The sequence below is a fragment of the Novosphingobium colocasiae genome (assembly GCF_014652555.1).
GTDB lineage: Bacteria > Pseudomonadota > Alphaproteobacteria > Sphingomonadales > Sphingomonadaceae > Novosphingobium > Novosphingobium colocasiae.
Map to the genome: position 1 here is coordinate 1 of NZ_BMZA01000018.1, position 14,333 is coordinate 14,333.

Annotated in this window: 12 protein-coding genes and 1 pseudogene; 4 read left to right on the forward strand and 9 right to left on the reverse strand. The window is 67.8% G+C overall.

The features are described from left to right. Window positions 1-142: 142 nt before the first annotated feature. The 6 genes and pseudogenes from IE122_RS16020 to IE122_RS16040 form a co-directional block, all read right to left on the reverse strand. Complete coding sequence (locus IE122_RS16020; protein ID WP_229814287.1) at window positions 143-1,672, reverse strand: efflux transporter outer membrane subunit; 1,530 nt, start codon at window positions 1,670-1,672, stop codon at window positions 143-145. Then, complete coding sequence (locus tag IE122_RS16025) at window positions 1,669-2,790, reverse strand: ABC transporter permease (RefSeq protein ID WP_189622264.1); 1,122 nt, start codon at window positions 2,788-2,790, stop codon at window positions 1,669-1,671. The genes IE122_RS16020 and IE122_RS16025 overlap by 4 nt, the downstream gene beginning before the upstream one ends. A 4-nt stretch (window positions 2,791-2,794) precedes the next feature. Then, complete coding sequence (locus IE122_RS16030; RefSeq protein ID WP_229814290.1) at window positions 2,795-3,922, reverse strand: ABC transporter permease; 1,128 nt, start codon at window positions 3,920-3,922, stop codon at window positions 2,795-2,797. After that, entirely contained in the window at window positions 3,919-5,082 is a 1,164-nt protein-coding gene (locus IE122_RS16035; RefSeq protein WP_444544223.1) for an ABC transporter ATP-binding protein, read from the reverse strand. The genes IE122_RS16030 and IE122_RS16035 overlap by 4 nt, the downstream gene beginning before the upstream one ends. A 108-nt stretch (window positions 5,083-5,190) precedes the next feature. Beyond that, window positions 5,191-5,604, reverse strand: a pseudogene (locus tag IE122_RS18640) (ABC transporter ATP-binding protein); the annotation flags it as partial. Between the two features lie 83 nt (window positions 5,605-5,687). Continuing rightward, window positions 5,688-6,698: an HlyD family secretion protein gene (locus IE122_RS16040; protein WP_229814292.1), complete on the reverse strand. Its 1,011-nt coding sequence runs from the start codon at window positions 6,696-6,698 to the stop codon at window positions 5,688-5,690. A gap of 82 nt (window positions 6,699-6,780) precedes the next feature. Here IE122_RS16040 and IE122_RS16045 point away from each other — a divergent pair, with 82 nt between their 5' ends. Continuing rightward, window positions 6,781-7,461: a TetR/AcrR family transcriptional regulator gene (locus IE122_RS16045; protein WP_189622266.1), complete on the forward strand. Its 681-nt coding sequence runs from the start codon at window positions 6,781-6,783 to the stop codon at window positions 7,459-7,461. 11 nt (window positions 7,462-7,472) lie between these two features. Here IE122_RS16045 and IE122_RS16050 read toward each other — a convergent pair whose 3' ends face one another. Both IE122_RS16050 and IE122_RS16055 read right to left on the reverse strand, forming a co-directional pair. Beyond that, a complete protein-coding gene (locus tag IE122_RS16050; protein ID WP_189622301.1) occupies window positions 7,473-8,774 on the reverse strand; it encodes a chloride channel protein in 1,302 nt (433 codons plus the stop codon). 242 nt (window positions 8,775-9,016) lie between these two features. Then, entirely contained in the window at window positions 9,017-9,622 is a 606-nt protein-coding gene (locus IE122_RS16055) for a hypothetical protein (protein WP_189622267.1), read from the reverse strand. A 347-nt stretch (window positions 9,623-9,969) separates the two neighbouring features. Here IE122_RS16055 and IE122_RS16060 point away from each other — a divergent pair, with 347 nt between their 5' ends. The 3 genes from IE122_RS16060 (at window position 9,970) to IE122_RS16070 (ending at window position 13,652) form a co-directional block, all read left to right on the forward strand. Further along, entirely contained in the window at window positions 9,970-11,532 is a 1,563-nt protein-coding gene (locus tag IE122_RS16060; protein WP_189622268.1) for a phospholipase D-like domain-containing protein, read from the forward strand. Continuing rightward, window positions 11,529-12,137 carry a GTP cyclohydrolase I FolE gene (gene folE, locus IE122_RS16065; protein ID WP_189622269.1) on the forward strand — a complete coding sequence of 203 codons (609 nt, stop codon included), beginning with the start codon at window positions 11,529-11,531 and terminating at the stop codon, window positions 12,135-12,137. Before IE122_RS16060 ends, folE begins: the two co-directional genes overlap by 4 nt. A 69-nt stretch (window positions 12,138-12,206) precedes the next feature. After that, window positions 12,207-13,652, forward strand: coding sequence for a hypothetical protein (locus tag IE122_RS16070; protein ID WP_189622270.1), 1,446 nt, complete (start codon window positions 12,207-12,209; stop codon window positions 13,650-13,652). Between the two features lie 156 nt (window positions 13,653-13,808). Here the strand turns inward: IE122_RS16070 and IE122_RS16075 are convergent, their stop codons facing one another. Further along, window positions 13,809-14,288: a peroxiredoxin gene (locus IE122_RS16075; RefSeq protein WP_189622271.1), complete on the reverse strand. Its 480-nt coding sequence runs from the start codon at window positions 14,286-14,288 to the stop codon at window positions 13,809-13,811. Window positions 14,289-14,333 lie beyond the last annotated feature (45 nt).

A 14,333-nucleotide genomic window follows, 5' to 3' on the forward strand; every position in this document is an offset into this window, starting at 1 on the left:
GGCAGCACCTGTCTGAGGTGTTGCACTTCGTTTGTGAACTCAGAGGGTCCCGCTTCTTTTCGCGCCCGCACGGGAGAAAAGCGGGATCCCGGGGCAAGCCCGGGATGACGAAATCAATGCCACTTGCTTCAGTTCCAGATGACTAGGGTGAGGGCGCGTTGGCAGTCGTCGGGCCGTTGCCCAGCGCCTTGTTGATCGCGACATATTGCCGGGCCAGGCGGCCGTCGCTTTGCGCCAGATCGGCCTGCGCCTGTAGCCAGGCGGCGTGCGCGCTCCCGACCTCGATCGAACTCACCGCGCCCGCCCGGTTGCGGGCCAGCACCAGCGCATGGGCATCGCCGGTCGCGGCGGCGCGGGCCTTGAGGCTGGCGTTGGTCTGGCGTTCGGCGGCATAGGCGGTCAGCGCGCTGTCGATTTCTCCCCAGGCCTGGAGGACGGTCTTCTGGTAACCGACAGCGGCCTCGCGCTGTTCCAGCTTGCGCAGTTCAACCACCCGCTTGCGCCGCCCGCCATCGAAGATCGGCAGGCTGATCGACGGGCCGATCGCCCATGAGCGGCTGGCCCAGTCGAACAGGCTGGCCTGCCGAAAGCTTTCAAGGCTGAAGCTGCCGCCGATGCGGATCGACGGATAGAGATCGGCCACCGCGACGCCCACTTGCGCGGTCGCGGCGTGAAGCCCCGCTTCGGCGGCGCGGATGTCCGGACGGCGGCGGGCTAGGTCGGACGGTACGCCGAGGGCGAGGGCAGGCGGGGCCAGCTCTGCCGCCGGTCGGGGGCGGAGCAGATCGTCGAGCGCGCCGGGATGCTGGCCGAGCAACAGCGTCAGCCGGTTGCGCCCCGCCGTTTCGGCAGCGATCAGCGCCGGCAACTGCGCTTCGGCCTGCTTCAGCGTGGCGCTCTGCTGGTCGAGGTCGATCCCGTTCTGCGCGCCGCCCTGCATCCGGGCGCGCACGAGCGCGGTCTGATCGGTGAGCGTCGCGATCAGATCGCGGGCGAGGGCGATCCGGCGTTGCTGTTCGCGCAGCTCGAAATAGGTCTGCGCCACATCGCCCACGATGCTGATACGCGCCGCATCGAGCAGCGCTGCCTTGCCCTGCGTCTGCGCCCCGACCGCTTCGATCGAGCGGCTGACGCGGCCCCACAAGTCCGGCTCCCACCCGGCATCGAACCCGCCCTGATAGAGCGTGAAGGGATCGCTGAGGAACTTGGCCAGGGCATCGCGATTACCGCCGGCGATGGCATCGAACAGGCGGGTGGACGCGCCGTTCTCGCTTTGCCGGATGCGGGTGGCACCGGCGCTGGCGTTGACCTGCGGCAGGGCCTGAGAGGAAACTGCGCCCTGTTGCACCCGCGCCTGTGCGAAATGCAGCGCGGCCGTTTCCAGATCGGGACTGCCCGCCAAGGCGCGGGTTTCCAGCTCATCCAGCACCGGATCGCCGAAGTTGCGCCACCAGTCGGGCCTGAGGTCGGTTGCGAGGTCCGCCGGGAGCGGGGTAGCTGCGTCCCCACTGTGCCACTCCGTCCAGTCCTGCGGGGCCGCCGGGGCCGGGGCTTTGAAGTCCGGCCCGACGGTGCAGCCGGCGAGCGCAAGGGCCAGCAGCGATGCGGCCAGCCATAGTGGGGGGGAAGGCGAAGCGATGCGCGCCATGATGGGGGTCCCGTGGTCGATCATGAAAGGCGGTGGCGGAAAAGCCAGGCGGCGAGCGGCAGGGTCACCACCATCACGCCCAGTTGCGGTACGAAGTCCCACGCCACGTCGGAAAGCCCTGCGCCTTCGAGGATCACTCGGCGGACGAGGTCCATGGCGAAGCGCAAGGGGTTGGCATAGGTCGCGATCTGGAGGAATTCGGGCATGTTGCTGACCGGGGTAATCAGCCCGGACAGCAGCATCAGCGGCATCACCACGAAGAAGGTGTACAGCATCGCCTGCTGCATGTTCAGCGCTATGGCGGATATCGCAAGGCCGATCCCCACCGCCGAGGTCATGAAGCTGAGCATGCCGAAATAGAACAGCACCAGCGAGCCGTTGAACGGCAGATGGAACCACAAAGTGTTGATCGCCATCACCAGCGTTGATTGCATCAGCCCGACCAGGATCGATGGCACCGCCTTGCCGATCAGGATCTGCGCCGGGGTCAGCGGGGTCACCAGCAACTGGTCGAACGTGCCCTGTTCCCGCTCGCGCGAGACCGAGAGCGCCGCCACCATCAGCACCTGGATCATCGCCAGCCCGGCGACCATGCCAGTGAGGATGTTCCACCGCGATTCGAGGTTGGGGCTGAACCACGCGCGCCGGACGATCTCGACGCCCCCGGTCGCGCCGGAGCCCGCGTTGTCGCGGTTGAAGCCGTTCACGATCGAGGCCAGGTACGCCCCGGCCATCCCCGCCGTGGTCGAATTGCGGCCATCCAGAATGACTTGCAGCGGGGCGGGCTGCCCCGCTTCCAGCTTGGCGGCGAAATCGGGGGGGATGGTGATCGCCAGCAGCACGTCGCCGCGATCGACCAGCGGGGCGATCTGGCTGGGACTGGCCAGCGTCGCCTCGCGCTGGAACAGCCCCGACCCGTCCAGCCGCGCCAGCAGTTCGCCCGATGCGGCGCTGCGATCGAGATCGACGACGGCATAGGGCACGTCGGCGATGTCGAAGGTGGCGGCGTAGCCGAACAGCATGGTCTGCATGATCGGCGGGGCCAGCAACAGCACGCGAGCCGAAGGGTCCTTGATGAGGGCCATCAGCTCCTTGCGGATGAGCGCGCTGATCTGGCGCCAGAAGAGACGGAATGCGGGCATCGCGTCAGTCCAGCCGTTTGGCGAGGGTGCGCGTGGTGGCGATGCCCAGCACCGCGCCGTAAGCGATCAGGATCAGGCTGTCGCGCGCCAGCATAGTCCAGTTGTTGCCGCCCAGGAACAGCGTCTTGAGCAAGGGCATGAAGTGGGTGGCCGGCACCAGTTGGCTGACGATCCACACCGGCCAGGGCAGGTTGCGCAGATCGAACACGAAGCCGGACAGCATGGTCGCGGGCATGAACGAGGCGAGCAGTGAAATCTGGCTCGCCTCGAACTGGTTGCGCACCTTGCCCGAGATGAACAGTCCCAGCAGCAGCGAGACCGCAAGGTATAGCATCGCCGCGAGAAAGATGACGATCAGCGAGCCCCGGATCGGGACATGGAACAGGAACCGCGCCGCCGCGAGGCAGGTGACGATATCGATCGCGCCGATCACGAGATAGGGCAGCAGCTTGGCGATGAGGATTTCGTGCGGGCGCACCGGCGTCACGAACAGCGATTCCAGCGTCCCGCGTTCCCACTCGCGCGCGATCAGCAGCGACGTCAGCAGCGCCCCGATGAGGGTGATGACGATGACCAGCAGGCCGGGCACGAGGTACCAGGTGCTGTCGCTCGCCTCGTTGAACCAGATGCGCTGGATCACCGTGGCCCCGCCGCGACCGGTGCCGGGCGCGCGGTCGGCGCGGTGCTGCATGGCGGTGCCGATGGCCCCGGCGATGTAGCCTTCCAGCGCATTGGCGGTGGTGGTGTCCGATCCGTTGAGGATGACCTGCACCGCCGCGCTGCCGGCACCGGCGCGGCGGCTGAAATCGGAGGGGACGCGCACGATCGCCACCGCCTCATGCTCGCGCACCAGCCGTTCGGCATCGGCCATGGCATCGACGTGGATCGCGTCGATGTAGGGCGAGCCGTCGAGGCCGCTGGTCACTTCGCGGGCCATTTGCGAGCGGTCCTCCAGCACCACCGCGACCGGCGCATTGCGGACATCGAAAGACAGGCCATAACCGAACAGCAGGTTAAGCACGATCGGCAGCAGCAGGCCGACCATCAGGTTGCTGCGATCGCGCAGCATCTGGCGGGTTTCCTTGCGGATCAGCGCGGTCAGCCGGCGCGTGGTATCGGCCCCGGCCATCATGCCGCCGCCTGGCCCTGCGCTTCGGCCGCCCGCGCCTGTTCGACGATGGCGATGAAAGCCTGGTTCATGTCGATATCGCCGCCGCCGCCTGCCGCGTCGCGCACTTCGCGCGGGGTGCCGACGATCAGCATTCTGCCGGCATCCTGGATCGCGATGCGATCGCAGTATTCGGCTTCTTCCATGAAGTGGGTGGTGACGATCACGGTAACCCCGGCGCGCGCCAGCGATGTGATCGATCGCCAGAAGGCGCGGCGGGCCAGCGGGTCGATGCCGCTGGTCGGTTCATCCAGGAACAGGATCGGCGGGCTGTGGATCAGCCCCGCCGCCATTGCCAGCCGTTGCTTGTAGCCCAGCGGCAGGGTGCGCGCGAGCAGCCCCGGCTCCAGTTCGAACTGGGCCATCACCGCGCGCACCCGGCGGCGGGTCTCCAGGAAGCCGAGGCCATAGGCACCGGCGAAGAATTCGAGGTTCTCGCGCACGGTCAGGTTCTCGTAGAGCGCGAACTTCTGGGCGACATAGCCGATCGCGCTGCGGGCGCGGGCGCGGCCGGTGCGCAAGTTGTGCCCGGCCACTTCCAGCGTGCCGCTGGTGGCGGGCAGCAGGCCGCACAGCATCCGGAACGTGGTGGTCTTGCCCGCGCCGTTGGGGCCGAGCAGGCCGAATATCTCGCCGCGCCGGACATCGAACGAGGTGCTGGCGACGGCGGTGAAATCGCCGAAGCGGCGCACCAGATCGCGCACGCGGATCTCGGGCGCATCATCGGTCTGGCCCGAATTTCCGGTGGGGGCGAGCGCCTCGGCCTCGACCGGAGCAGGGTGGGGCGTGCGCTGGTCCTGGCGCAGCAGCAGCATGAAGGCATCTTCCAGCGCCTCGGACCGGGGGTGCCACGCAGCATCCCCCAGCAGTGCGCCCAATTCGGCTTCCGGCGCTTCGGGCTGGCGCACGAACCAGACATCGCCCCCGCGCGGCACGGCATCGATGATCCGCTCGGGCGCATCAATCAGCCGCGCCTGCAGGAACCGGGCCGGGGTTCCCGGCGGCGGGGTGGCGGTATAGGTCAGCCCTTGCGCCTGGCGGGTCAGTTCGGCCGGCGTGCCCTGCGCCAGCACCCGCCCGCCGTTCAGCACGAAAACGTCATCACAGCGCTCCGCCTCGTCCATGTAGGCGGTGGAGACAATGACCGAGAGATTGTCGTGCGCGATCAGGTCGGCCAGGATCGCCCACAGATCGCGGCGCGAGATCGGGTCCACCCCCACGCTCGGCTCGTCCAGCAGCAGCAGATCGGGCGATCGCACCAGCGTGCAGGCCAGGCCCAGCTTCTGCTTCATCCCGCCCGAAAGCTTGCCTGCCGGTCGCGCCGTGAATCGCGCCATGTCGGTCAGGTCCAGCATGCGCCCGATCCGGTCACGCCGCACATCCTGCGGCACGCCGTGCAGATCGGCGTAAAGATCGAGGTTTTCCTGCACCGTCAGGTCTTCGTAAAGGCCGAAGCGCTGGGGCATGTAGCTGATCCGGTCCTGGATCGCCTGGGGTTCGCGCAGGGCATCGTGGCCCAGCACCCGCACCGATCCCTCGTCCGGGCGCAGCAGGCCGGTCAGGCAGCGCATCAGCGTGGTCTTGCCCGCCCCGTCCGGCCCGACCAGCGCGGTCAGGGTGCCCGCGCGCACGGTCAGGTCCACCGCGTCGAGCGCGCGGAAGGGCTTGCCATCCGGCCCGTCGAACAGCCGGGTCAGGCCTTCGACGATGACGGTGGCGGACGGCGATGTCACCGGGCAGCCCCGGTCGCGAGCCGGACGGTGACCGGCTGGCCGAGGCGCAGCGCATCCTGCGGGTCCTCGACGATCACCCGCACTTCATAGACTAGGCTGGTGCGCAGGTCTTCGGTCTCCACCGACTTGGGGGTGAATTCAGCGACCGAGGCGATGTAGCCGACCCGCCCTTTGACCGGGCGATCGGGGCGGCTGTCGCTCACCACCTGCGCGCCGATGCCTTGCCGCACGCGGCCAAGGTCGGCCTCGCCGACATAGACGCGCACCCATTTGGGGTGGGTGAGGGCGATGCCATAGGCGGGGCGCTGGGGCGATGCCATGTCGCCCGGCTCGATCAGCCGGGCCCGCACCACGCCGTCGACCGGCGCGCGCAGGGTGCCTTGCGCAATGCGGTGGTTAAGCAGGCCCTGCTGGGCATCGGCGGCATCGACTTGCGCGGCGGCGGCGGCGACATCTTCCTTGCGCGCGCCGTTGCGTGCCGATCGCAGCGCCTCGCGCGCGACGCCCGCCTGTGCCGATGCGGCCTGGGCGGCGGCGCGCGCCTGATCCAGCTCGCGCTGGCTGACCCCGCGTCCGTCGGTTGCGCCGGAGATGGATTTCAGGCGGGTGAAATCGGCCCCGGCGCGGGCGGCTTCCGCCTCGGCGGCCGTCAACCGGTCCTGCGCCTGCGCGAGGTCTTCCGGGCGGGTGCCGTTGCGCAGCTTGGCGAGGTTCTGCCGGGCAACGGCGATCTGCGCGCCGGCCTGTTTCGCCTGCAGCGCCATGTCGGTGGTGTCGAGCACGGCGAGAATCTGCCCGGCCCGCACCCGATCGCCTTCCTCGGCGCGCATTTCCAGCACCCGGCCCGAGCCTTCGAAGGCCAGCGAGACCTCGCGGATATCGACGTTGCCGTGCAGGGTCAGTTCGGTCGAGTCGGCGTCCTTGCCGCCGCCCAAGATGAACCACGCGGCCACGATCGCCACGGCCGCGACCAGCGCAATCGGCAGGATTTTCTTCATGTCAGGCATGTCCCTGGCAAAGGGGGAGGGCGGGGGTGGTGCTCTTGAACGGACTGGACACTAAATTTAATTTAATTTAAAGTCCAGCCCCATGAACCGCAGTAGCATTACCGAAACGACGCAGGATGGCGGCGCAGATGCCTCACCGCGCGGGAGGCGTGCGGATGGCGCGGCCACCCGACAGCGCATTCTGGAAGCGGCGGGCGAACTGATCGGCGAACAGGGCTTTGCACAAGTGACGGGCCGGGCCATCGCCGCGCGGGCCGGGGTCGATGTCGCTTCGATCAACTATCACTTCGGCAGCCGCGATCAGCTTTATCGCATGCTCCTGGTCGAAGCGCACACACGGCTTGTCACGGTCGAGGAACTGGAGGCGATCGTCAACGCCGCCGCGCCGCCTGAAGCGCGCCTGCGCCGGCTGATCGACATGGCGGTTGCCCGTGCCATGGGCGAAGACTGGTGGATCGTGCACGTGCTGGCGCGCGAGATCATGGGCCCCACCAGCCATTTCGCGGTTCTGCGGCCGCTGATCGCCCAGAAATTCGGTATCGCCGTCAAGCTCTTCGCCGAGCTTACCGGCTATCGCCAGGGCGACCCGCAACTGGTTCTCAATGCGATTGCCAGCGCCGCGCCATTCGGGGCGATGCTGGTGCTGCGCCGGTCGTTCGGGCAGGAATTGAGCCCGTGGGCGCAGCTTTCGCCTGCGGCGGTGGTCGATCACCTGGCGGCATACGTGCTTGCCGGGCTGCGGGCGGTATCGCGGCCGGGTTAGGCGTCAGGTCCCTAGGCGTTAGCCGCCTTGCCCGCGCGAAACGGGGCGGAGAGCCCGTGGTAGAGCTTGTGCCGGCAGACGAGCGTGCTGGCCCCGTCGGCGATGATCGCGGTCAGGAACAGGGGCAGGATCATCCCCCGGCTGGCGGTGGTTTCCATCAGGATGATGACAGCGGTCAACGGCGCGCGGACCACGCCGACGAAATACCCGGTCATCCCCAGCAGGACGATGGCGGGGAACGGATCTTGCGGGAACAGCAGGCTGAGCAGCCGCCCGAACCCGGCACCCACGGACAGCGATGGCGCGAAGATGCCGCCGGGCGCGCCGGAAATCGCCGTCGCTACCATAACCAGGAACTTGGCGGGCCCGAAATAGAGCGGCGCATCGGTCTGCCCTTCGATCATGCCGCGCGTGGTTTCGTATCCGGTGCCCCAGGTCGCGCCGCCGGATACAAGCCCGGTTACTGCCACGATCACGCCGCAGACCAGCGCGGCGCGCACCGGATGGGCGCGAAACACCTGGATGAGCGGGTGGCTACTGCCGGCAAAGCCCAGCAACATCCGGGAAAAGAGCCCGCCGAGCACGCCGCCCATAATCCCTGCCAGCGGCGCGATCAGCAGCACCGAACTGACCGGCAGCGTTTCGCGCATGACCCCGAAATAGATGTAATCCCCCGAATAGCCGAGGCTGACAAGGCCGGAGACGACGACCGCAGCCATGACCAGCATCGCCACCCGCTGTTCGAATGCCGACGCCAGTTCCTCTATCGCAAAGGCAACCCCGGCGAGTGGGGTGTTGAACGCCGCGGCGACCCCGGCCGCGCCGCCGGCGATCAGGACGCCTGCACCGATAGGCACCCGCAGCACGCGGTGGCAGGCGACCATGATCGCCGCGCTGACCTGGACCGTGGGTCCTTCGCGGCCCACCGATGCGCCGGCCAGCAGCATGATCGCGGTCATCGCCAGCTTGGCGAGAGCGACCGGCAATGACAGCAGCCGCGTTCGCGCCAGTTCGGGGTGCGCCCCGGCCGCGATGACCTGGGGGATGCCCGAGCCGCGCGCTTCGGGCACGAACCGCCGCGTCATCCAGACCACCGCCGCGAAGGTCAGCGGGGTCAGCAGCAGCGGAGCCAGGGGCATCCACGCCACGATGCGCGCGAACCCGCGCTGCGCTTCGTCGCCGAGCCACGCGAAGAGGATCGCGACGATGCCGAGGGCAATTGCCCCGGACAGCGTGGCCAACCGCCTGCGCGCCTGATCCAGCGATTGCGAGAAGCCGGAGCCCGGTTCCGGTCTTGTGCCCAGCAAGGCCATGGCGGTGCGTCGAAGGTTCTCGGAAAACAACACGCAGTCGGCGGTCCTGATGCGGGATAATCGCTCCCCGCAAATGCGGCGCGGCGATACAGACAAGGCCCCTATCGGCCAGGACAGGGCGGCTGTGCAACCCCGATGCAGCGCTTCACCGCGTTTTATGAAACGACAAGGGCGCGGCATTGCGCCGCGCCCTTCCGATTTTTGACCCGGCCGTGCGCCTTTCGAGCGCACGGGGATCGGAGTTATTCTGCCGATGGGCCCGTGGCCTCCGCCGCAGCCGTGGCGGGAGCCCCCGGTGTTGCGGGCGTGGCCGGGGTTGCGGGAGCGGCAGCGGTCATGGCCGACTTGAGCGCAGCGGCCGTCATGCCGATCTTCAGGCCGCCGGTGGCATCGAGACCGAACGACTGCTTCTTGAGCTGAACCATGCCGCCTTCGGACAAGGCCAGGGTCACGTCGTCACCCTCGCGCTTGCTGACGGTGCCGAGCACCACGTCGTCTGCACTCTTCACCGAGGCATCGGCAACCAGCGCCGCATCGAGCTTTGCCCCGGAATCTGCGGCAGCGGCACCCAGCGCGGTTTCGAGCTGGGCCTTGGTGTAACCGATGGTCAGGCCCTTGGCGCGCATCGCGAACGAGGCGATCGGGATGCCGCCTTTGGCGGTGCCGGTGTTGACGACGACTACGCCGTCCTGGACGGCTTCTACCGTCCCGACTTCGTCACCCTGGGGGCCATAGACCTTGGCACCCACCGTCGGGGCGACGGCACCAGCGGTGGTGCCCTGCGCCATGGCGACGCCGGAGGGCAGGGCCACGGCTGCGATCGCGGCGGCGATGAGGGATGCTTTCATTCCAAACTCCTCTACTGTGCGGCGCTTCTTTCGAGCGCCGGAAACGGGCGTGTCGGCGACGACCGGCAGGTCGCACAAACCGAACGGATGATCCCGGACATCAGATCCGGGGCAGGCCGGCCTAGCCGCAACGACGCGGTGAGCCGGCGCGATGCCAAGCGCCGAGGCGCCAGGTGATAAGGGCATCAGATGGGCAAAGGTTGCGCCCGCAGGCAGAACAGCGGATGAACACGAGGCCGATTATGCGCCGACTGACGCCCTGTGCGCGACAGGCCGTGGCGCGCGGCAGCGGAACAACTGCGCGATCGGCGACTTGAACGGCGCATAGGGTAGCACGGGACGGGATAATGCAGGCGGGGGAAAACGACAGCGGCGAACCGGACCGCCCACGGGGCGGGGCACCCGAGCATACGGTATGGCGCTATGCCATGGCACGGCGTGCGCGAGTGGTGGTCGATGCCGCCGATTACTTCGATGTGATGCGCCAGGCGATGGTCGAGGCGCGCCAGCGGATTTTCATGATCGGCTGGGATTTCGATTCCCGCATCCTGCTGTCCTCCGGCCGGCGCTGGTGGCAATTGCCGCGCAAGGGCCGTTTCCCGGCGCGGCTGGGTTCGTTCATCGTCTGGCTGGTGCGGCACAACCGGCGGCTGGAAGTGCTCCTGCTCAAGTGGAACTTCTCGCTGTTCAAGTCGCTGACGCGCGGGACGATGGTGGTCGATCTGATCCGCTGGGCGCTGCGCTCGCGGATCGATTTCAAGTTCGATGCCGCGCATCCGATCGGCTGCAGCCACCATCAGAAAATCGTCGTGATTGACGACGTGTTCGCCGCCTGCGGCGGTATCGACATGACTTCGGATCGCTGGGATACCCCTGAACACCTGCCCGGCGATCCGCGCCGCAAGCTGCCGGGTACCGGCGGGCTCTATGGCCCGTGGCACGATCTGACGATGGTGATGGAAGGCGAGATCGCCGCCGTGCTGGGCGAGTTGGGCCGTGATCGGTGGGAGGTAGCCGGCGGCAGCGAACTGCCCCCGTGCGCGCCGCAGCAGCAGACGCCGTGGCCTGATGAACTGGAAGCCCAGTTCGAAAACGTCGAGATCGGCATCGCCCGCACCCGCGCCGCCTATCGCGATTGCCCGCAAGTGTCCGAGATCGAGGACCTGTTCGTCGATCAGATCCGCCGGGCGCGCCGGTTCGTCTATGTCGAGACGCAGTATTTCGCCTCGCGTCGCATCGCCGAGGCGATCCTGGAGCGGCTGGAACAGCCCGATTGCCCGGAATTCTGCATCATTAACCCGCTGGAGGCCGATGGCTGGCTGGAACAGGTAGCGATGGATACCGCGCGCGTGGAATTGGTGCGCACCCTGGCGGCGGCCGATCCGGAGGGGCGCTTCCGCATCTTCACTCCCTTCGCGGCGGACGGCACGCCGATCTATGTCCACGCCAAGCTGATGATCGTCGATGACGCGATCCTGCGGGTCGGATCGGCGAACATGAACAACCGCTCGATGGGGCTCGACAGCGAGTGCGACGTGTTCATCGACGCCGCGCGTCCGGCCAATGCCCACGTCGGCCCAGCGATCACGGCGCTGCGCCACCAGTTGCTGGCGGAGCATTGCGGGGTGCCGGTGGAACGGGTGGTGGAGGGGCTGGAACGGCACGGGTCGATGGCGGCGATGATCGATGCGCTGAATGAACCCGCGCCGCCCAATCCCAAGCACCTCGCGCCTTTGGCCTTGAAAGATATCTCCGAAGCTGAAAGAGCCGTCGGCAGCAGCGGCGTGCTTGATCCCGAACGGCCCGAGGAAATCTTCGAGCCGATCGACAAGCGCGGGCTGTTCCGCCGCGACGGGCAACTTGTCCGCGTGCGGCTGATGCAGAACTTGAGGAAGAGGATCGCCCGATGACCAGCCCGCAGGGCATCCCGAGCGCCGCCGAGCCCGGCAAGATCGCGGTTCCCGACGATGTGCAGGACGCCATCCGCACGCTGATCCGCTGGGCCGGGGACGATCCGGAGCGGGAAGGGCTGATAGATACCCCGCGCCGGGTGGCGCGGGCGTGGAAGGAATATTGCCAGGGCTATGCCGACGATCCGGCCATCCACCTGTCGCGCATTTTCGAGGAAGTGGGCGGCTATGACGAGGTCGTCCTGCTCAAGGACATTCCGTTCCAGTCGCATTGCGAACACCACATGGCCCCGATCATCGGCAAGGCGGCCATCGCTTACCTGCCGCGCAACCATGTCGTCGGCATCTCCAAGCTGGCGCGCGTGCTGCACGGCTATGCCCGCCGGCTGCAGATCCAGGAGCGGCTGACCGCCGAAGTGGCGCAGTGCATCTGGGACAACCTCAAGCCGCATGGGGTCGCGGTGGTGATCGAGGCAAACCACGCCTGCATGACCGCGCGCGGGGTGCGCACGCCGGGGGTGGGGATGATAACCAGCCGGATGATGGGCACGTTCTTGCAGGACGAGCGCAGCCGCAAGGAAGTGCTGAGCCTGATGGGCTACTGAAACAGCCGCATGCCGGCCGGTCCTCACTGAAAATTAAGCATGTTGGGGCAGGGTTGCGGCACCATGGACATGGCGGCCGACCCACTCCGATCCGATCGCGCGGCAGCGGGCGAAGCCCACCCGCGCGCGGCGATCCACTGGCCGCTGACAGTGCTGCCGGCGGTGATGCTGGGCGTGCTGATGCTGCGGCCGATCTGGGATTTCGATCTGTTCTGGCAATTGCGGCTGGGCCAGATGACGCTGGAGCACGGCGGCCTGCTGACCCGCGAGCCGTTCTCCGCCCCGCATCTGGGCGAGGCTTTGCCGGCATTGTCCTGGCTGGCGCAGATCATCATGGCGACGGTGTTCGAAGCGTTCGGCTGGACCGGCCTGCGGTTGCTCGATGCGCTGGCGTGGCTGGGCGGGCTGTGGATCGTCGCGCTGGCGGCGCGGCGGCGCGGGGCTTGCGCACCGGGGCTGTGCGCCGGGCTCGCCATCGCTTTCATTGCCGCGCACGCCTTTTCCAGCGTGCGCCCGCAAAGCTTCGCGGTGCTGGCGTTCGGCGCGCTGCTGGCGCTGGTGCGGATGGACTGGCCGCTGCGCCGCACACTGGTGCCGGGCGCGATCGTGCTGGTGTTGTGGCAGAACCTGCACCCGTCGGTGTCGATCGCGGCCATCGCCATGGCGGCGATGGTGCTGCCGGGCTGGCTGGCCTGGCTGCGCGATCGCCGGGCCCCGCTGCCGCTTGCCCCCAGCGCGCTGGCGGTGCTGGCGCTCCTTGCCGTGTTCGCAACGCCCGACGGCGCGTCGCTGCTGGCGATTTCGGCCCGCAACGCGGCAGAGGCGCGCGGCATCGGCGTTGCCGAGTGGCTGCCGCTGTGGTCGCCGCTCAATGCCCAGTTCGCGCCTCTGGTGGTGGTCGCAGGGATTGCTGCTGCCGTCCTTTTGGTGCGCGGTCGTGCCCGGCTTGATGCGGGCGAAGTCATGGTGGCGCTGGTGCTGGGGGCAATGACGCTGCTGGCGATCCGTTTCGCGGTGTTCTGGGCGGTCGCGCTCGTCGCGCCGATCGCACGCGCGGTACCGGGCCCCGTCGCATCGTCGTCGCGGGTGAGTCCCGCAGGCACGATCGGGCTCGGGGTCATTGCGGTGGCACTCGCACAGGCTGCGCTGCCGTCACCGTTTGCCGACCAGATCCCGCAGCGGGCGATCGCCGCGCTGAAACGCGCGCATGTTGCGGGGACGCTGTTCACCGACAATTACGGCGGGCCGCTGATCCACGCCGGTGCTCCCGGATGGCGGGTGGCTTACGATGGTCGTTTCTGGCGTTATACGAGCGCGGAGTGGGACCGCTTCCGCGCCATCCAGCACGGCCGTCTGGGGCTGGCCGAGGTGGAGCGGATGTATGCGCCTGCCGGGTTCCTTGTCAGCAAGGCGCTCAATCCCGGCCTTGTCGCGCAACTGGATGCTGCCGCCACCCGCTGGCGACCGGTCTATGCCGACGATCAGGTCGCGGCGTTTGTGAGGGTGGTGCCCTGAAGCCCAATAGCCCTCTCCCATTCAGGGGAGAGGGTTGGGAGAGGGGGCGGGCCGAATCCCCTCTCAACTGCGGCTAGCGAGCAAGCTCGCAAGCCTTCGTATCTCTCCCCTGAAGGGGAGAGAGCGGTAAGCCCGTTTGCCGTAAGGCGGTTCGGCTCAGAGCTGGCCGAGCATGTAGTCAGCCGAGCTGACTTCGAAAGTGCCCGGCGCTTCGACGTTGAGCTGTTCGACGACGCCGTCGTTGACGACCATCGAGAAGCGCTGGCCGCGCTGGCCCATGCCGAAGCCGCTGCCGTCCATGGTCAGCCCCAGAGCCCCGGCGAATTCGGCGTTGCCGTCGGCCAGCATGGTGATGTCGTCCGATCCCGAAGCCTTGTTCCACGCGCCCATCACGAAAGCGTCGTTGACGGCGGTGGCGACGATCTCGTCCACGCCCTTGGACTTGAGATCACCGGCCTTCTCGACGAACCCGGGCAGGTGCTTTGCCGAGCAAGTGGGGGTGAAGGCACCCGGAACCGAGAACAGCGCCACCTTCTTGCCGGCGAAATATTCGGACGACTGAACCGGCTCGGGGCCGTTTGCGCCGGCTTTCACCAGCTTGACGTCAGGCAGCTTGTCACCAACGGCGATGGTCATCGAAAAAGTCCTCTCTGATGCAAATGAAACGCAAGGGCCCTGATA